Here is a 17,326-nt window from a genome sequence, read left to right as displayed (position 1 = left end):
TCATTAAAGCTCGATCCGCTCTGCTACCAAACGGCAGAGGGTATCGAGCTTTTTATTGGATAATTGCCGATAATCAAAGTACGGACACACCAACATGTTTTTCCCAAGAACCTGAGCAAAATCATTATCAAGCCAATGCAACTGATCCTTCACGCCCAACTCTTCAGCACACTTTTTGCCCGTAATCAGATACAGCGCATTTTGGTCCAGATTATCGTACTCCGCACCCATTAGATATTGCAGCTGAAATCCACTCTCACTTCTGAGCAATAAATCATCTCTGTATTTTTGCCAAGTAGAGACGCTACCAAGACCAACCCCTTTTAAATCAATCAATTGAAAGCACATCTTAGAGTAAATATTAAAGATTTTTCGCCAATTATTGCCACCAATTTGATTGATATCTTCCATCCAGTCTTTTGTTAAAGGCTGAGTTTCGGGAGATGCCCCAACAGGCAGAGGATGATTAATGCAAACAATTATCTTCGGAGAGTTACAGCCTATTTTTGGCACGCCCAGCCCTTTTCCAGTATGAATATTTAGCCATTGAATTGATTCGTGTTATTCTTGAAATGTTAACACATCGCAATACTCATAACTCTTCAAAGCAATTAGACTTATGAAACGAAAGCCAACAAAAGCACAGTTACGTGAAATGATGAGCCAGGACATCCTTTCCTATGAAAGTAATGGCGGCTCCGTACAACAGATAAACTCTGGTGTATCCGGTGTGGTTGGTGGCCCACTCAAGGCTCAGGAAACCGTATTATTTGATGAAAAAAAAGAGCCGCGCAGTTATGTTAACGATGTGGTAGCTGCGATTGATTCAAGAAAAAAGAGCGCCCACAAGAAAAAAGCCAAGCCTAGGACGTCTAAGCCGAAAAGAAAGTTAGTCTACGATGACTTTGGAGAACCATTAAGATGGGTCTGGGAAGATGAGTAAAAAGCTTCTAATCGTTTATCACGCCCCTTCCCCTAACACACGTATGCTCGTCGAAGCGCTGTCCCTTACGAATGATCCTACGGAATACCAACTTTCCATTGTGGCAGTGCCTGCACTCGAATGTCAGCCGCCAGATGTTTTAAGCAGTGATGCCATCATCCTGTTTACCCCTGAAAATCTTGGCTACATGAGCGGAGGAATGAAGGATTTTTTTGACCGTAATTACTATCCTTGTCTGGAAAAGACGCAAGGCATGCCTTTCTCTTTTGTCATTCGCGCAGGTCATGACGGAACAGGCACTCGAAAAGCGATTGAAACCATTACAACCGGTTTACGCTGGCGAGTAGTTCAAGAGCCTATTACCTGTCGAGGGGACTTTGAAGCCGGTTTTATCGATCAATGTGAAGAACTCGGACAAGCCATGGCCATCAGCCTGGAAGCCGGGATCATTTGATTTAGTCGGGAGAGCCTTTTTAAAGACATATTAAAAGCGAACTTCCTCTTCAGCCATTGCCACATAACCAAATACATTGTGGATGGTAAGAAAAAGCCCGCTTTTAGATGATGCGCTGTTTACATTACTTCCAGCACTATCATCACTACCAAGAAAGCTACGGCACCCCATGAAAACGCAAGATAACCTCGAACGAAATTCAAAACCCAATTATCAAAATACGTCGTATGAGAAACAGTTGCCATGGTCTATCCCCTTTTGGACGGGAGAGTGTTAACTCGCAACTTCTTTTCAAAAGCTACATATATAAATAAAGTACATTTTGGCCAATAAACCAGTGGAATATAGCTCTATCTGATAAGTGGCAATGCCGTTAACTGTAAACCGACAAAACGTTTTTACAGAGTCCAAACCAAGGTAAATACAGTAGTGGCGAGAGCAATCCACAACCAACCGGCACCGCCTAAACTACAAGATTCATTATTGGTTGGGTGTTCATGAATTGACATAATGTACTTGCTTCCCTTCTCGCTTATATATTAGACAAGCATGGTACCAATTCATGATATTTAATTCTGATAACCATACCTCAGAGTCAGTAAAAGATAATGATTATTATTTGATGCAGATCACATAAAGCTAAGCGAGCTCGCCTACATCCCGGATAAACTCAGTCTGGCCAACACTTTCTCATGCAAACTGCTTACGTAAAGCCATTCACCACTTTCTACAGCGCCCGTAGTAAAGCCGTATTGGCTTCTTGGATCTTGAAGGCTTGTAATTACCTCGCCAGAGCCATTAATCAATACAACGTGCCCAAAGCTCTCAGCCTTAGGGCGTAAGGAAGCAGGAAGACGCTGCACAACAGATCTTAAAAAGGGGAAACCAGACAACATGTCTAACGCCTTACTTCTTGGACTGACCAGCCCTAACCAATAATTACCATCTCTGCCTTGATTAATGTTATCCGGAAATCCAGGTAAATTACTGATCAATACTTCTGTAGTGCCCTTCTTCTTACCCTCGATCCAGTGTTTCAGTACTTGATAGCTACCTGTCTCGTTTATCAAAATAGCATCTTGCTCATGAGAAACAGCCAGACCATTAGCAAACTGCAGACCACTCAACACAACGGTCGTTTCTTTTGTTTCAGGTGAGTATTTTAAGACTCGGCCGTGGCCACCATGCTCCATAATATCCAATAAGCTGGCGCCATACGTTTCATAAATATCAGCAGGGAATTTTGTGGATGCATCTGTGAAATAAATCACCCCGGTGTCAGTAATATCAACATCATCAGCATAACGGATAGGACTGCCTTTCACTTGCTTCGTCAGTAGAGTGACTTCTTTACCGTCTGCGGAAATTGATAAAAGCCCTTTATAGGCATCTGCAACAATGAGGTTTCCGTCTGGCGAAAATTCAATACCTAGTGGACGGCCTCCTGTTTCAGCGAATAATTCAGGTTGGTTGCTTTCGTTAAGCCGCATGATTTTCCCATCCAACAATGAGAAATACACTTCACCGCTATCACTGATCGCTAAGTCTTCCGGGCCTTCTTCATTTCCCAAAGTAATGATCTCTACTGAAGACAGTTTATCATTCGCTGCAAATGCACCCGTTAAGCCCTGATCCTCCGGAGCTTGCCAGGCAGTGGGCTGAACAGGCACAGGCCAGGTAATCAAATAGATCGAAGCCAACCCCAGGAGTGATAAAACAGCCATGAGAAATTTCAACATTAGGTGACCTTTTTAATTGGTGATACAGAAGTTTTTAAAACACTACCCCAGGTGCTTTATTTATTCCATAGTACTTCAGTAAATGGGTTTAAATTCCACAGAAACCATGGCCTGTATGCCCATAAAAACAACCTAACAACATTATTTAATAAAATCACCTAACCTACTGAAATATATATCAAACAGTCAAATACCCACCATCAACATTAATGCACGCCCCCGTGGTATAACTGCTCGCCTCAGATGCCAGGTAAAGAACGGTGCCAGCCATTTCATCCGGCTGTGCGGCACGCTTCATTGGAACATGTTCAAGGGCCATTTTATTGATCGCAGGATTCGAAGTAATTGCCGAAGCAAACTTGGTGTCAGTTAAACCCGGCAACAGTGCATTGACCCGGATACCCAACGCAGCGCACTCCTTGGCGAACGATTTAGTCATTGATATTACGGATGCCTTGGTGATCGAATAAATGCCCTGCATATGACCTGGAATGACACCATTTACGGAGGCAACATTGATAATTGAGCCTGCGCCCTGCTCTTTCATTAGCTTGCCCGCTTCCACGGACATATAAAAATACCCGCGAATGTTCACATCCACTGTCTTTTCGAACACAGATAAGTCGGTATCGAGGATATGACCAAAATAGGGATTAGTCGCTGCATTATTCACCAATACATCAAGACGGTTATGTTTGTCCTTAATGACGGAGAAAATGTGATGTATCTGGTCCATATCACCTATGTGGCAAGGAATGGCTTCTGCACTGCCTCCTGCAGCAATAATCTGATCCACCACTGCCTGACACCCGTCCATTTTCCGACTTGAAACAATAACGTGAGCGCCTGCATCCGCGAGGGATTTAGCAATGCTCTCGCCAATACCTCGGCTAGCGCCTGTCACTAATGCGATTTTTCCAGTTAAATCAAAAGTGTTTTTCATGATCGTCCTATTTTTATTCTCTTTGTTAAAGCCGGCTCACCGGTAACTGATTAATTTATTGTCATGTTCAAGGTGAGAAAAGTTGTTTATATACGATGGGCTGATTCGTTCATTCGAATAAAGGAGCCGGGTGATTCCACTGTTTGCCAGGTTGTCATTCAGAGCAAAAGTTGCTTTGTCTGATAACGCCATGACATGCTTCAGAATAACCGAGATAGGTCCCCCTGAAGTAAACAGAAACACTGGTGCAGAACCTGAGTTTTCAGCAATCAAGGCATCAAGGCCCGCTATGCACCGCTGCTGAAACGCGAGCCATGGTTCCTTGTAGTCATCCTCAAAATGACCTGAAATCCACCGTTCGACTGATGCTTGGAACATCAAGTGAAAGGCTTTTTTAGGAACGTCAGCCTGAGAAATTATCATTGCCAGATCTTTTTTAGATTTAATTTCAGGATATGCCTTGAACAATACCTCTTCATGATCAAACTCATTAAATTCAGGCATTTCCAACAATGACTCAACATTCTGCCGGCCTTGGCCAAGCCCGGAAAGAAATGCATCTTTCGACTGATGGTGTCGCAGGTGACTCCCCGTTACCAGCTTTATACGATCTGTAAACCGGGCCACATGTTTCCCCAGAAGCAAGCATTGCTTTTCTCCCAAACCGGAAAGCCGATCGTAATCTTCCGCACCAAAGGATGCTTGTCCATGTCGAATTAAATACAGCTCAGCCATAAAATGCCCTTAGCTATCCGAATGTTCTGAGATCAATTTCATACAGCGAGTTTCGAGATAATTTGCAGCATGAATAAAGTTAGCAAACCGCTTATCTTTAGTTTGCCCGTGGTAATAACGATAATAGATTTGTTGAATAATGACCGCCAAACGAAACAACCCGTAAATCTCATAGAAGTCAAAGTTAGTGACTTGATAGCCAGTTTTATCCAGGTAATAGTCAACCACCTCTTTTCTGGTCAGCATGCCTTTAAGGTGTGTCGGTTGACGCCTCATAAACTGCATTTGAGGGTCGTCTCCGGCTTCAACCCAATAAGCCAGCGTATTCCCTAAGTCCATTAACGGATCACCCAACGTGGCCATTTCCCAGTCAAGCACGCCAATGACATCAAACGGGTTATCAGGATTTAAAACCACATTATCGAACCGATAATCGTTATGAATCAGGCAATTCGCTATGTCTTGGGGTTGGTTTTCGGAAAGCCAGGCCATAACCTCTTCAAAGCCTGAAGCATCGTCGGTCATGGCTTTTCTGTACCGATCAGACCAGCCTTTTATTTGTCTTTCAACATACCCCTCTCCTTTGCCAAATTGCTCTAGCTGAGTTCCTTGAGGGTCAATCTGGTGCAATGCGATTAGACGATCAATGACATTGAGACACAGTTTTCTGGTATCCGCTTCTGACAGCTTAAGTCCTTTAGGCAAATCCTGACGAGGTATAATGCCCTCCAGACGCTCCATGACATAAAAATCGCAACCCAAAACAGACCGGTCCTCGCATATCGAAACTATGCCGGGAACGTAGTCGTAGACAGGCTTTAGACTATCAATGATGTGTGCTTCTCGAAGCATGTCATGTGCCGACTTTGCAATAGTACCGAAGGGAGGTCGACGCAGAATCAAATCCGTATTTTCATAAGAAAGCAGATACGTCAGGTTTGAAGCACCTCCAGGAAATTGACGCACGGTCGGTGTCCCTATCAAACCGTCGAGAGAGGATTTCAGATAAGCATCAACCTTAGCAACATCTAACTCTTCACCGTCTCTGACTGCAGTAGGTTGATCATTGATTGACTCCATACTCATGACGCCATTTTCTCCATCATTCGTTGAATCTGTTTTTTAGTTGTTCTGATCATGAGTTGTTGAAGGGCTTCAGGACTGAGCCGCTTCAACCACCACAACATTTTCTCTTTGCGGTGCGTTAAAATGAAGAACCGCTTATGAACCATTCCGTCGTAGGTCATTTTAGCGACATCGTCCGCCGTAACGTTTGAAGAGGCCATCCACTTATTAACCGTGTTCGTAACGCCCGGAATATTCGTTCTCATCGTTGCAGTGAGATTGGTTTGAAAGAAAGCAGGACAAACGACTGAAACGTTGATGTTAAACCCAGCCAATTCAATTCTTAGTGTTTCTGAAAGCGCGATTACCCCAGACTTAGAAACGTTGTAAGCAGACATGGTCGCGGCATGTAACAGACCAGCCATAGACGCAACATTGATTATGTGACCAAACCCCTGGTGTTTCATTAAGGGTGCAAATGTCTTACAACCACGAACAACCCCCATCACATTGATGTCCATCAGCCAGGCCCAATCGTCCATAGGCAGGTCTTCGATCAATCCTGCAGCAGCAACGCCCGCATTGTTAATCAGTACATCCACTTGCTGCCATTGTTTAGTCACTTCCTTATAAAGCTCAGCCCACCCCTCATCTGACCGTACATCCAGCTCAAAGAAAAACGCATTACAGCCTCTGGCTTTAAGCTCTTCAACAACCTGCAATCCCAGCTCTTTTTGCATATCAGCGATGCAAATCTGATAGTCTTGAGCTGCGTACTCGTGCGCCAATGCCAGACCAAGACCACTGGCTCCTCCGGTGATGATTACATTTTTCACTTTGCTGCATCCTTTTTTGATTTTTCATATTTTTTTAATTCAATCTTTGCTACCAATCCGCGATGAACTTCGTCTGGCCCGTCTGCCAACCGTAGGCATCTGGCATAAGCAAATAAAGACGTCAGAGGGAAGTCTTCGCTGACCCCTGCACCCCCGTGTATTTGGATGGCCTGATCCGCAATAGTCTGTAGCATGTTAGGCACCACAATCTTGATTTGCGATACTTCACTCATTGCTCCCAGAATTCCTTTTGTATCCAGCAGCCAAGCCGCTTTCAGTGTAAGCAATCTTGCTTGTTCAATGGCAATTCTTGCATTGGCAATGATGTCCCGATTTCCCCCCAGGTTGGCAATCGGCTTACCAAATGCCTCTCGTGAAACCGCTCGCTGTATCAATAAATCCAATGTACGTTCTGCAGCACCAATGGCCCTCATACAATGATGAATACGCCCCGGCCCCAATCGACCTTGTGCAATTTCAAAACCACGCCCTGGCCCTGCAATAATGGCACTTTTAGGTAACCGGACATTCGTAAAGCTGACTTCTCCATGACCGTATGGCTCATCATATTCACCGAAAACAGGGAGCATGCGCTCCAGTTTCACTCCGGGGGTGCTCATTGGCACCAAAACCATGGAGTGCTTGGCGTGCTTAGGTCCGTCAGGATAGGTTAACCCCATAAAGATGAGTACTTTACAATCTGGATGCCCGATTCCGGTGCTCCACCATTTTCGGCCATTAAGCACCACCTCATCACCGTCAATAATGGCGGTAGCCTCCATATTTGTGGCGTCAGAAGAAGCCACTTCTGGCTCAGTCATACAGAATGCAGATCGAATTTCCCCAGCCAATAACGGTAATAACCATTCTTGTTTTTGTGTCTCAGAACCATAATGAACCAACACTTCCATGTTGCCGGTGTCCGGGGCATTACAGTTAAATATTTCTGGCGCAATAAAACTCCGCCCCATTTCTTCCGCCATCAGAGCGTAATCTGAATTACTGATGCCTGCACCGTACTCGCTATTTGGCAGAAATAAATTCCACAACCCCTGCGCTTTCGCTTTGGCTTTCAATTCATTTATTACAGGCAGTACAACCCAAGAGTTATCCAGCGCTTTTAGCTCTTTAAAATAAGCCTCTTCAATAGGATGAACTTCTTCTTTCATAAACTGTTTGAGCTTATTAAGAACTTGTTGCCCACTTTCTGATGCAGAAAAATCCATGTTGTATTCCTGTTCAATGTGTATCCAATAAATAGGTTTGTATTGATACTAAGCTTTGCCTTAAGATCAATCCAATGAATAGTTCTAATCCTGATGAATAAGAATTACTAATAGTCTGAAAAAGGAGTGTTGCTTGATGCGGGTTGACCTGAATTTATTTACGGTGTTTGAAGCAATCTACAATGAAGGAAACTTAACGAAGGCAGCCAATACACTTCACATTACACAACCGGCAATCAGCCACTCCCTTGCAAAGCTCCGTGGCCACTTTGATGATGCCTTGTTTGTTCGGCAAGGCCATCAGATGACGCCGACGCCGCTATCAAAACGCTTAATACACGATGTCCGAAACGCTTTGGCTACATTAAATACAACCTTACTTTCCAATCTTGAATTCATTCCGGAAAACGCAACCAATCTTTTTAAGATCGGGCTAAGAGATGCGCTGGAGTCCACTTGTTTACCGCCTTTAATCGAAGCAACACAAAAAACTGCGCCAGGCATTAAGATCGTTAGCTTAAGACACAACCGAAAAACAATGGAGAATGATTTGTCTTCCGGTCAGGTAGACCTGATCATTGATGTTGCACAGCCAGTGTCAGAACTGATTTCAAGAAAACAAATCATCAGTGAAAGACTGTGTGTGGTATCAAGAAAAAACAACCCAAACATAAAAACAGTATTAGACTTAGAAACTTACCTAAACATGAACCATGTTGTGGCCTCCTATCGTGCATCCGGAGCCGCAATTGAAGACGTTGAACTGAACCGCTACGGATTAAATCGGAACATTACATTACGCTGCCAACATTACTTTGCTGCCTGCCAGGTCGTCTCAAATACAGACTTATTATTAACCATCCCTGAGAGCTATGCTCAACTGTTAAAATCTAAACACTCTGGTTTGAATATTCATGCATTTCCGATAGAGTCACCGTCTGTAGACATTCACTTGTATGTCAACAAAATGAGAAGTAAAGAGCCTGAAATTGAATGGCTAGTCAGCAGCATCCTGACGCTTTTTCAGCAAACTTCTTCAAAACCAACCACTTATTAACTAAAGAATTCTTAAATAGTTAAAGTTTCTTAATTAAGCAGCCGATCTATACTCCTTAATAAGTTGTATTTTAAAGGTGCCTGCTGTGTTCAAAAATCTCTCCATACAAAAAAAACTAACGCTGTTCACTTCCATTGCCTTTTTATTCGCAATGCTGGTGAGCGCCAGCGTTAATAATTACCTTGTCAGGAATATCATGAGCGAGAGATTGTTGGGTCAGCAGCTTCCTGCCTCGTTAGCCAGTGTTTCACAATCCATAAAAGCGCACATTGCAGCCCCTATGAGTAGCGCGAAACTCATCGCAGAAAACTACTTCATCAATGACTGGATCAACAACAATGAAGACCCTGGCCTACTGGATAATTTCAAAAAGTACTTCACACAGATAAAACAATCGACTAACGCAGGCGTGGTCTTTTTTGTATCGAACCAAACTAACAATTATTACACCGAGAACGGCATCATAAAGCAGGTCAGTAGCAGTAACTCCAATGACCAATGGTTTTACGGTTTTTTGAATTCAGGTAAAAAAGTAGATTTAAGTCTGGACTATTTTGAAGGCACAGGCCCACTTACTCTGTTTCTTAACTATCGAGTTGCAGGCGGTAAAGGCGCTGCAGGCTTAGGGTTAAACGTTGATGATTTAAGCGACTCCATTCGGGCGTTCAAGCTGGAAAAAACTGGCTACGTGTTGCTTGCAAACAGCAAAGGAAAAATCATCATTCACCCAAATCAATCCAACATCGGTCAACAGATATCCAAGCTTCCTGTGTTCGATGGATTATCTGACTCCATAATCTCAGGCAACAGTTACAGTACGTTTCAAAACACCGCTGACGGTTTGGATTATTTATTGGCCTCAGAATACCTGCCTGAACTGGATTACTACTTGATTGGCATCATTCCAGAAAGCGAACTCTACGAAAGCCTGAACAACTCCGTAGTCACTACCCTTTTCATAACAGTTTTCATCATCGTAGTTTCACTGATTATTATTGCTGTTTTAATCATTCGCACAATCAAGCCACTGGGCATCACTGCTGCATTATTAGAAGACATAGGTTCCGGTGAAGGCGATTTAACCAAACGAATTCGATCTGACAGTAACGATGAAATCGGTCGAGTAGCAAAAGGCTTCAATGAATTCGTAACCAAGCTGCAAGACATCATCATGCAAGTGGCACAACGTTCCAATGGCGTGCTGTCTTTGTCTGAGGATGTTCATCAACAAGCAAACTTCAGTCAACTGCAAACGGACGAACAAAGACGCAGTATTGAGTCCCTTGCCACAGCGATGGCCGAGATGGGTTCGACAATTCAGGAAATCGCACAAAACGCGAATAATGCTGCGGATATTGCCAGAAATGCCACCGACCGTGTTGAATCAGGAAACGTCATCGTCAAAGAATCCATTTCACAGATTCAGTCTCTGTCCGATGATATGAGTAACGCCGCACAGGTAATCCATGAACTGAGCCAACAGTCTGAGTCCATAGGAAGTATTCTGAATACCATTCGTGGAATTTCAGAACAAACCAACCTGCTTGCTCTGAATGCAGCAATTGAGGCAGCCAGAGCCGGTGAGCAAGGCCGAGGCTTCGCTGTAGTCGCAGACGAAGTGAGAAGCCTGGCCCAAAAAACCGCAGAGTCGACCGATGAAATCCAGAAAATGATCGAGCAACTTCAAAGTGGTTCTCGTAAAGCAGTGGATGTGATTAATCGGGGGCAAGAATCCACCAACAAAACGGTCGATTCTGTTAATGAAGCCGGAATAGCGCTTACTGAGATCCGAACGGCTGTAGATCAAATAAATGACATGAACTTCCAGGTAGCAACAGCTACCGAAGAACAGAGCCAAGCCATTGAGGAGATGAACTCAAACGTAATCACAATTGAAGACGTCAGCGGTCAAAACTATGAAGTATCAGAGCAAGTCACCCAACTGGCAACTCAGCTCACTGAATTTGCCAATGAATTAAGTGAGCTGGTATCTCAATTCAAAGTCTAACCGGTTGAAAGTAGTCTCAACGCTCTATTTTTGAAATTTTAGAGCCTTCCAGAGACAGGTTGTACATAAGCCCTTTATTGGAATACACGAACGCGATAATGGGCTTTTGTAAGATGTTCGTATCAATCGTCCCTGCCGCACCAAATTCAGCCACAGCAATACTGCCGTCCACACCTGCTTCCCAACCATCAATTTTCACAAAACTATCAAAAGCCTCTTTCGTCATAAATAAAATGGCTTCGGATTTAACCTGAGCACCCATTTGAAAACCGAATGACATAGACACCAAGTTGTAATACCCGTAGGTGTAATCTTCTACGTACATTTTACCTTCTCCGTATTCTCCTCCCAACCAAAAGCCTGCACCAAGAACATCCGGAAAAACCAGCATTGCATAGGCCTGCTCTATCAAATCAGAGGCCCCTGGAATTTCTTCTTTCAAAATCTGAACGGAAGCGTAAGATTTAGCATCAATTTCAACTTTACTCGCTGCCTGCGACGAGGAAGAAAAAGCCACAAGAGAAAATAATAAAGCGGATGAATAGTTTGTAAGGACGCGAAGAAAAGTTTTCATGAATTACCTGTCAATCAAAGACTAAGACGGCATTGTACTAATAGAATCAGAGAAAGAAAGTGAATCAAATATGAAAAAGCCCAACATGCAGTGCAATGTTGGGCTTTTGACGGCTTTTTCAAGCAAAGAGTTAAGATTTATACAATCTCTAGCAATTCTACTTCAAATACAAGTGCCGTATTAGGTGGAATAGAACCCGATGCGCCTTGTGAACCATAAGCTAATTCAGAAGGTATAAACAATTTCCACTTAGAGCCAACAGGCATCATTGTCAGGGCTTCAGTCCAACCACGGATAACACCGTTCACCGGGAATGTTGCTGGCTCGCCACGCTCAACAGAGCTGTCGAACATACGACCATCAATGAAAGTACCATGGTAATGCGTTTTAACCGTTGAAGTGGCTTCAGGAATTTCACCCTTACCTTCTACAAGCACTTCAAACTGCAAGCCGCTTTCAGTTACTTTTACGCCTTCACGCTCGGCGTTCTTTGCTAAAAACTCATTAGCCAGAGCAATATTAGCTTCGCTTTCTTTCGCAACTTCAGCCTGAATCTGTGCTTGAATTTCAGTATAAGCCTTGCTCATTTCTTCCATTCCAACAAGATCTTCAATGCCTTCGTAGGCATCAGCTAAACCTGCAAGAACCAACTCAATATTAATGCCTTTAAAGTCATTGCCTTTAAGCTGTGTACCCATTTGTCGACCAATACCGTAGCTTACTTTTTCATGCGAGGTATTCAGTGCATCTTTTGTTGTACGAGACATGTATAAACCTTGTTTCCAGAATTAATGTCAGATTGAGGTCGGTAACTCTATCATAAAAATTTACTAGACCCTAAAATAGCGGAAAATTTGTTGTTATTAATTTATCAGGCTCCCTATTTCGTTATGAATTCTTCATTATCTCCGGCTACTGAACAAGACCTTAAATACATAGAAGCTACTCTGGGTCGCGTGCCGAGAGGCATACTAGCTGTTTCTGCCAGAGACCCGAAAGGCCTGCCGATTGCGCTCAAAATGAAGTGTGTCGTCGATAACACCCCTTTTCCAACCCACTTCTGGTTGTGTCATGAATTGCTTATTGAAAAAATTAACTTTCTGGAGTCTCAGCGTCTCGTTAAACCTCTTGAAGAATATATAGAGCATAACGCTGAACTTAAGGCGGCTTTTTATCAGGACCAAATACGCTATCAGTCAATTCGAAACAAAGAGCTGTCCTCCGAAGACATACAATTTCTGGAAAGCATCGGCATTTATGAAAAATTCACGGAAGGCCGTGGTATCGGCGGCATTGAGTGTTTTCATAAAATTCGCTGCTTACACATGCAAGTTGCACATCACGTATCCGACAACAATCAGATCGGTCAGATATTAAATGACAGATTTAATGTTCTGGATTTCTCTGAATCTTTATCTGATTTCAGAACCCGCGTTAAAGCGGACGGTCTTTTAGAGCTTTCATTTTAAAACTCCCGATACGGGCGTTTAGGAATATTTTGCTGAACGTCTTTTAATAACTCCAGGCCCTCCCTGGAGAACATACACTTGGGCAGTTCTGCAGAAACCACTGACCGAATGGAGTAATCTTCATCAATCTGAAATAACTTTTGGCGAACCGCTTCCAGCCAAGGGTCATGTTGTATCGGCATAGAAAGAAACACCAACCACTCATCCGTTGTTAAGTTGCCGCTAATGGCTTGCGTCAAAGTAGCTTGAAAATCTTTTTCCGTCAGCCTCGGGCTTGCCCTTCTTAAAATAAGAAACAGAAAAAACACCATAGACATCAGAATTAACGTTGCAGCAAAAATCAGAAGCATAAAATGCTCTTTAAGTTTTTTAAAAAGGTCTTATTATTAATTTTAGGCAATAAAAAACCCGCCGAAGCGGGTTTTTCGTATTCAAAGCGAATTACACAAGCTTTTCAAGCTCAGGTACTGCTTCGAACAGATCAGCAACCAGACCGTAATCAGCAACACTAAAGATAGGTGCTTCTTCGTCTTTGTTGATTGCAACGATCACTTTAGACTCTTTCATACCTGCCAAGTGCTGGATAGCACCAGAGATACCAACAGCAATATAAAGCTGAGGAGCAACGATCTTACCAGTTTGACCAACCTGCATATCGTTAGGTACGAAGCCTGCGTCAACAGCGGCACGAGATGCACCTACTGCAGCGCCGATCTTGTCAGCAACTTTGTATAGCAATTCAAAGTTGTCGCCATTCTGCATACCACGACCACCAGAGATAACTACGTCAGCAGCAGTCAGTTCAGGACGGTCAGACTTAGCCAGTTCTTCACCAGCGAATGCAGAGATACCAGCATCGTGAGCTGCGTCTACAGCTTCAACAGCCGCTGAACCACCTTCCGCAGCTGCAGCATCAAAAGAAGTACCACGAACCGTGATCACTTTGATAGCATCTGAAGACTGAACAGTAGCAACAGCGTTACCAGCGTAGATTGGGCGAGCAAAAGTGTCAGCGCTATCTACACGTACGATGTCAGAAATTTGCTCAACATCAAGAGCAGCAGCAGCGCGTGGCAAGTAGTTCTTACCGTTTGTTGTTGCAGCAGCAAGGATGTGAGTAAAGCCTTTACCTAGGTCAGCAATTAGCAGACCCATGTTTTCAGCCAATTGGTTAGCGTAAGCTGCGTTGTCTGCTACTAAAACTTTAGCAACACCGTCAACTTTAGCTGCTTGCTCAGCAGCTGCGCCACAGTCAGCACCAGCAACAAGAACAGTAATTTCATTACCGATCTCTTTAGCTGCTGTTACAACATTAAGAGTAACAGGTGCTAGTGCGCTGTTATTGTGTTCTGCAATAACTAGAGTGCTCATTATAGTACCTTCGCTTCGTTCTTAAGTTTTTCAACAAGCTCTTCTACGCTGCCCACTTTAATGCCAGCAGAACGCTCAGCAGGTGGCTCAACTTTTAGAGTCGCTACTTTAGAAGCTACTTCTACACCTAGATCAGCAGGAGTAGTCTTATCAAGAGGCTTACGCTTAGCCTTCATGATATCAGGTAGTTTTGCGTAACGAGGTTCGTTCAAACGCAAGTCAGTAGTTACAACTGCTGGTAGGTTCAATGCAACAGTCTGCAAACCACCATCAATTTCACGTGTAACGTTAACTTTATCGCCATCCACTACTACTTCAGATGCGAATGTACCTTGTGGCAGACCAGCCAAAGAAGCCAACATCTGACCAGTTTGGTTGTTGTCAGAGTCGATAGACTGCTTACCAAGTAGTACAATGCTTGGCTCTTCTTTGTCTACGAGACCTTTAAGGATTTTCGCAGCAGTCAAAGAAGATACATTTTCGTCGGTCTCAACCAAGATACCGCGATCAGCACCTAGTGCAAGGGCAGTACGGATCTGCTCTTCACTCTTTTTATCGCCGATAGAAACAACAACGATTTCAGTAGCAACGCCTTTCTCTTTTAAGCGAACTGCTTCTTCAACAGCAATTTCACAGAAAGGGTTCATAGCCATTTTGACGTTAGCCAAATCAACATCAGTATTATCAGGCTTAACACGAACTTTGACGTTGTAGTCAATTACGCGTTTAACAGCAACAAGAACCTTCATAGATTCCTCGTTTAAATCAATGGGTGTATTAGTACTGACAAAAATTACTTTCCGGCTTTATAAATCAAAACCAATGCCAGTATCCCAGGCAGATAATCCATGCTTTTACACAGTGTAAAAAACATCGACATCAGCGAAATAAGCGGCCACATACTGCCTCCAAAATACGCGCAGGTCAATATAAATCACGTATTTCAGGTGCCTCATATCAATATACTGCTAATATTTGTCTAATTTATAGACAAAGTGATTCAAACTTAATCAGTTGGTTATGTTATTTTTCGTTACCAAACAGAAATAACTTAAGAAATTGGCGATTTTCAAAATAGTTATTTATAATGCGCCCGTTTTAAACGGTAGTTCGAATTTTGTTGTAACTTATTCTTATAGCAAACAATTCATACAAAGTATGGCTACCTGATGATAGATAAGTGGTTCGACCACAATAAAACGCGTGTTCAAAAACAGCGTGAGGAGAATAGACGTGGAAAGAGATTCAATGGAGTTCGATGTCGTCATCGTTGGTGCGGGCCCTTCTGGCCTTTCAACTGCGATACGACTAATGCAACAAGCCAATGAAGCTGAACAAGAGCTTACAGTATGTGTAGTCGAAAAAGGCTCCGAAGTTGGTGCACATATTCTTTCTGGTGCTGTATTTGAACCAAGAGCACTTAATGAGCTTATTCCAGACTGGAAAGAAAAAGGCGCGCCTTTAAATACGCCTGTAGTAAGAGACGACATCTACGTTCTTCGCGACGAAGAAAAAGCATTTAAAACACCAGCAGCATTTATTCCAAAGCCTATGCATAACGAAGGCAACTATATTGTCAGCCTTGGTAACGTATGCCGCTGGTTGGGTGAGCAAGCAGAAGAACTGGGCGTAGAAATCTTCCCGGGCTTTGCTGCACAAGAAGTAATTAAAGACGAAAATGGCAATGTTCAGGGCATCATCACCGGTGACATGGGCATTAGCATGGATGGCGAGCAAAAAGACGGCTTCATGCCAGGTATGGAACTTCGCGCCAAGTACACTGTTTTCTCTGAAGGCTGTCGCGGACACCTTGGCAAGCGTCTGATTAAAGACTTTAATCTGGATGCAGGCAAAGGCCCTCAGCACTACGGCATCGGCATTAAAGAGCTTTGGGACATTGACCCAGACAAGCACGAAGAAGGTCTTGTTGTTCACACAGCTGGCTGGCCATTGGAAGACGGCACTGGCGGTGGTTCTTTCTTGTACCACATCGAAAACAACCAGGTTGTGGTTGGTTTGATTGTTGACCTAAGCTACAGCAACCCATACATGAGCCCGTTTGAAGAATTTCAACGCTACAAGCACCATCCTGTGATCAAGCAGTATCTGGATGGCGGCAAGCGCGTATCTTACGGCGCTCGTGCAATTGCTAAAGGCGGCCTTCAGGCACTTCCTAAGATGACATTCCCTGGCGGTATGCTAGTAGGTTGTGATGCAGGCACTTTGAACGCTGCGAAAATCAAAGGCTCTCACACTGCCATGAAGTCTGGCATGCTTGCAGCTGAGTCTATTTTCGAAGCACTTCAGGCTGGTCGTGCGAATGACGACATCACTGAATTTGCGGCTAAGTTCGAAAACAGCTGGTTGTACGAAGATTTGCATAAAGCACGTAACTTCGGCCCTGCAATGCATAAGCTGGGACTTTGGGGCGGCGGTGCTTTCACATTCATCGATCAGAACATCTTTGGCGGTAAACTTCCGTTCACGCTTCAGGACCCAACTCCTGATCACGAAATGCTGAAGCCTGCGTCTGAGTGTAAAGAGATCAGCTATCCTAAACCTGACGGCGTATTAAGCTTTGATCGTCTTTCTTCTGTATTCCTGTCGAATACGAACCATGAAGAAGATCAGCCTGTACACCTTCAGCTGACTGATCCTAACATCCCTATGCAGCAGAACCTGCCTATGTATGCAGAGCCAGCGCAACGCTACTGCCCTGCCGGTGTTTATGAAATCGTTAAAAGCGAAGAAGACGGTTCTGAGAAGTTCCAGATCAACGCTCAAAACTGTGTTCACTGTAAAACGTGTGACATTAAAGACCCAAGCCAAAACATTACCTGGGTTGCTCCTGAAGGCACTGGCGGACCAAACTATCCGAACATGTAATCTTCAGAATTAAAAAACCG

General features: G+C 43.7%; 18 protein-coding genes. 6 read left to right on the top strand and 12 right to left on the bottom strand.

Going from position 1 to position 17,326, the window contains the following annotated elements; all coding sequences use genetic code 11:
- Nucleotides 1-3: 3 nt before the first annotated feature.
- Nucleotides 4-513 carry a DUF6942 family protein gene (locus tag ABD744_RS07320; protein ID WP_425562140.1) on the bottom strand — a complete coding sequence of 170 codons (510 nt, stop codon included), beginning with the start codon at nucleotides 511-513 and terminating at the stop codon, nucleotides 4-6.
- A 106-nt stretch (nucleotides 514-619) separates the two neighbouring features.
- On the opposite strand from ABD744_RS07320, the gene ABD744_RS07315 reads away from it, so the two are divergent.
- Nucleotides 620-943, top strand: coding sequence for a hypothetical protein (locus ABD744_RS07315; protein ID WP_344796963.1), 324 nt, complete (start codon nucleotides 620-622; stop codon nucleotides 941-943).
- Entirely contained in the window at nucleotides 936-1,397 is a 462-nt protein-coding gene (locus ABD744_RS07310) for a flavodoxin family protein (protein ID WP_344796961.1), read from the top strand. The genes ABD744_RS07315 and ABD744_RS07310 overlap by 8 nt, the downstream gene beginning before the upstream one ends.
- A 653-nt stretch (nucleotides 1,398-2,050) precedes the next feature.
- Here the strand turns inward: ABD744_RS07310 and ABD744_RS07305 are convergent.
- The 6 genes from ABD744_RS07305 to ABD744_RS07280 form a co-directional block, all read right to left on the bottom strand.
- On the bottom strand, nucleotides 2,051-3,136 hold the full coding sequence (locus ABD744_RS07305) for an SMP-30/gluconolactonase/LRE family protein (protein ID WP_344796959.1): 1,086 nt from the start codon (nucleotides 3,134-3,136) through the stop codon (nucleotides 2,051-2,053).
- A 178-nt stretch (nucleotides 3,137-3,314) separates the two neighbouring features.
- Nucleotides 3,315-4,079 (bottom strand): SDR family oxidoreductase, encoded by a 765-nt coding sequence (locus ABD744_RS07300; protein WP_425562139.1) that lies wholly within the window; start codon nucleotides 4,077-4,079, stop codon nucleotides 3,315-3,317.
- Between the two features lie 36 nt (nucleotides 4,080-4,115).
- Nucleotides 4,116-4,814 (bottom strand): histidine phosphatase family protein, encoded by a 699-nt coding sequence (locus tag ABD744_RS07295; RefSeq protein WP_344796957.1) that lies wholly within the window; start codon nucleotides 4,812-4,814, stop codon nucleotides 4,116-4,118.
- A 9-nt stretch (nucleotides 4,815-4,823) separates the two neighbouring features.
- Nucleotides 4,824-5,900 carry a phosphotransferase family protein gene (locus ABD744_RS07290; RefSeq protein ID WP_344796955.1) on the bottom strand — a complete coding sequence of 359 codons (1,077 nt, stop codon included), beginning with the start codon at nucleotides 5,898-5,900 and terminating at the stop codon, nucleotides 4,824-4,826.
- The gene (locus ABD744_RS07285) at nucleotides 5,897-6,715 is read right to left on the bottom strand and encodes an SDR family oxidoreductase (protein ID WP_344796953.1); all 819 of its coding nucleotides are present in this window, start codon (nucleotides 6,713-6,715) and stop codon (nucleotides 5,897-5,899) included. Before ABD744_RS07285 ends, ABD744_RS07290 begins: the two co-directional genes overlap by 4 nt.
- The gene (locus ABD744_RS07280) at nucleotides 6,712-7,941 is read right to left on the bottom strand and encodes an acyl-CoA dehydrogenase family protein (RefSeq protein WP_344796951.1); all 1,230 of its coding nucleotides are present in this window, start codon (nucleotides 7,939-7,941) and stop codon (nucleotides 6,712-6,714) included. The genes ABD744_RS07285 and ABD744_RS07280 overlap by 4 nt, the downstream gene beginning before the upstream one ends.
- Before the next feature lie 136 nt (nucleotides 7,942-8,077).
- On the opposite strand from ABD744_RS07280, the gene ABD744_RS07275 reads away from it, so the two are divergent.
- On the top strand, nucleotides 8,078-8,998 hold the full coding sequence (locus tag ABD744_RS07275) for a LysR family transcriptional regulator (protein WP_344796949.1): 921 nt from the start codon (nucleotides 8,078-8,080) through the stop codon (nucleotides 8,996-8,998).
- A gap of 196 nt (nucleotides 8,999-9,194) precedes the next feature.
- Nucleotides 9,195-11,006 carry a methyl-accepting chemotaxis protein gene (locus tag ABD744_RS07270; protein ID WP_344796947.1) on the top strand — a complete coding sequence of 604 codons (1,812 nt, stop codon included), beginning with the start codon at nucleotides 9,195-9,197 and terminating at the stop codon, nucleotides 11,004-11,006.
- A 16-nt stretch (nucleotides 11,007-11,022) separates the two neighbouring features.
- Here ABD744_RS07270 and ABD744_RS07265 read toward each other — a convergent pair whose 3' ends face one another.
- Nucleotides 11,023-11,580: a lipid-binding SYLF domain-containing protein gene (locus ABD744_RS07265; RefSeq protein ID WP_344796945.1), complete on the bottom strand. Its 558-nt coding sequence runs from the start codon at nucleotides 11,578-11,580 to the stop codon at nucleotides 11,023-11,025.
- A gap of 137 nt (nucleotides 11,581-11,717) precedes the next feature.
- Nucleotides 11,718-12,347 (bottom strand): BamJ family beta-barrel-assembly machinery protein, encoded by a 630-nt coding sequence (bamJ, locus tag ABD744_RS07260; protein WP_344796943.1) that lies wholly within the window; start codon nucleotides 12,345-12,347, stop codon nucleotides 11,718-11,720.
- Between the two features lie 123 nt (nucleotides 12,348-12,470).
- Between bamJ and ABD744_RS07255 the strand changes: the two genes are divergently transcribed.
- A complete protein-coding gene (locus ABD744_RS07255) occupies nucleotides 12,471-13,049 on the top strand; it encodes a DUF501 domain-containing protein (protein WP_344796941.1) in 579 nt (192 codons plus the stop codon).
- Here ABD744_RS07255 and ABD744_RS07250 read toward each other — a convergent pair.
- The 3 genes from ABD744_RS07250 to ABD744_RS07240 all read right to left on the bottom strand — a co-directional run bounded on the left by ABD744_RS07250 (nucleotide 13,046) and on the right by ABD744_RS07240 (nucleotide 15,169).
- Nucleotides 13,046-13,399, bottom strand: a complete 354-nt coding sequence (locus tag ABD744_RS07250) for a hypothetical protein (RefSeq protein WP_344796940.1) — start codon at nucleotides 13,397-13,399, stop codon at nucleotides 13,046-13,048. The genes ABD744_RS07255 and ABD744_RS07250 overlap by 4 nt on opposite strands.
- 91 nt (nucleotides 13,400-13,490) lie before the next feature.
- On the bottom strand, nucleotides 13,491-14,420 hold the full coding sequence (locus tag ABD744_RS07245; protein ID WP_344796938.1) for an electron transfer flavoprotein subunit alpha/FixB family protein: 930 nt from the start codon (nucleotides 14,418-14,420) through the stop codon (nucleotides 13,491-13,493).
- Entirely contained in the window at nucleotides 14,420-15,169 is a 750-nt protein-coding gene (locus ABD744_RS07240) for an electron transfer flavoprotein subunit beta/FixA family protein (protein WP_344796936.1), read from the bottom strand. Before ABD744_RS07240 ends, ABD744_RS07245 begins: the two co-directional genes overlap by 1 nt.
- Nucleotides 15,170-15,653: 484 nt before the next feature.
- On the opposite strand from ABD744_RS07240, the gene ABD744_RS07235 reads away from it, so the two are divergent.
- Nucleotides 15,654-17,306, top strand: a complete 1,653-nt coding sequence (locus ABD744_RS07235) for an electron transfer flavoprotein-ubiquinone oxidoreductase (RefSeq protein ID WP_344796934.1) — start codon at nucleotides 15,654-15,656, stop codon at nucleotides 17,304-17,306.
- Nucleotides 17,307-17,326: the final 20 nt, after the last annotated feature.

Source organism: Litoribacillus peritrichatus, assembly GCF_039537985.1.
Taxonomy (GTDB): Bacteria; Pseudomonadota; Gammaproteobacteria; order Pseudomonadales; family Litoribrevibacteraceae; genus Litoribacillus; species Litoribacillus peritrichatus.
Note: the sequence above shows the minus strand (reverse complement) of the source record. Positions and strands in the feature narration are given on the sequence as shown.

What these genes read in the sequence shown, in the direction of transcription:
- bamJ (WP_344796943.1), bottom strand. Translation starts at nt 12,347, where the DNA reads ATGTCTCGTACAACAAAAGATGCACTGAATACCTCGCATGAAAAAGTA.
- ABD744_RS07255 (WP_344796941.1), top strand. Translation starts at nt 12,471, where the DNA reads ATGAATTCTTCATTATCTCCGGCTACTGAACAAGACCTTAAATACATA.
- ABD744_RS07250 (WP_344796940.1), bottom strand. Translation starts at nt 13,399, where the DNA reads ATGCTTCTGATTTTTGCTGCAACGTTAATTCTGATGTCTATGGTGTTT.
- ABD744_RS07270 (WP_344796947.1), top strand. Translation starts at nt 9,195, where the DNA reads ATGAGCGAGAGATTGTTGGGTCAGCAGCTTCCTGCCTCGTTAGCCAGT.
- ABD744_RS07310 (WP_344796961.1), top strand. Translation starts at nt 936, where the DNA reads ATGAGTAAAAAGCTTCTAATCGTTTATCACGCCCCTTCCCCTAACACA.
- ABD744_RS07275 (WP_344796949.1), top strand. Translation starts at nt 8,078, where the DNA reads ATGCGGGTTGACCTGAATTTATTTACGGTGTTTGAAGCAATCTACAAT.
- ABD744_RS07300 (WP_425562139.1), bottom strand. Translation starts at nt 4,079, where the DNA reads ATGAAAAACACTTTTGATTTAACTGGAAAAATCGCATTAGTGACAGGC.
- ABD744_RS07245 (WP_344796938.1), bottom strand. Translation starts at nt 14,420, where the DNA reads ATGAGCACTCTAGTTATTGCAGAACACAATAACAGCGCACTAGCACCT.
- ABD744_RS07295 (WP_344796957.1), bottom strand. Translation starts at nt 4,814, where the DNA reads ATGGCTGAGCTGTATTTAATTCGACATGGACAAGCATCCTTTGGTGCG.
- ABD744_RS07280 (WP_344796951.1), bottom strand. Translation starts at nt 7,941, where the DNA reads ATGGATTTTTCTGCATCAGAAAGTGGGCAACAAGTTCTTAATAAGCTC.
- ABD744_RS07265 (WP_344796945.1), bottom strand. Translation starts at nt 11,580, where the DNA reads ATGAAAACTTTTCTTCGCGTCCTTACAAACTATTCATCCGCTTTATTA.
- ABD744_RS07290 (WP_344796955.1), bottom strand. Translation starts at nt 5,900, where the DNA reads ATGAGTATGGAGTCAATCAATGATCAACCTACTGCAGTCAGAGACGGT.
- ABD744_RS07305 (WP_344796959.1), bottom strand. Translation starts at nt 3,136, where the DNA reads ATGTTGAAATTTCTCATGGCTGTTTTATCACTCCTGGGGTTGGCTTCG.
- ABD744_RS07315 (WP_344796963.1), top strand. Translation starts at nt 620, where the DNA reads ATGAAACGAAAGCCAACAAAAGCACAGTTACGTGAAATGATGAGCCAG.
- ABD744_RS07240 (WP_344796936.1), bottom strand. Translation starts at nt 15,169, where the DNA reads ATGAAGGTTCTTGTTGCTGTTAAACGCGTAATTGACTACAACGTCAAA.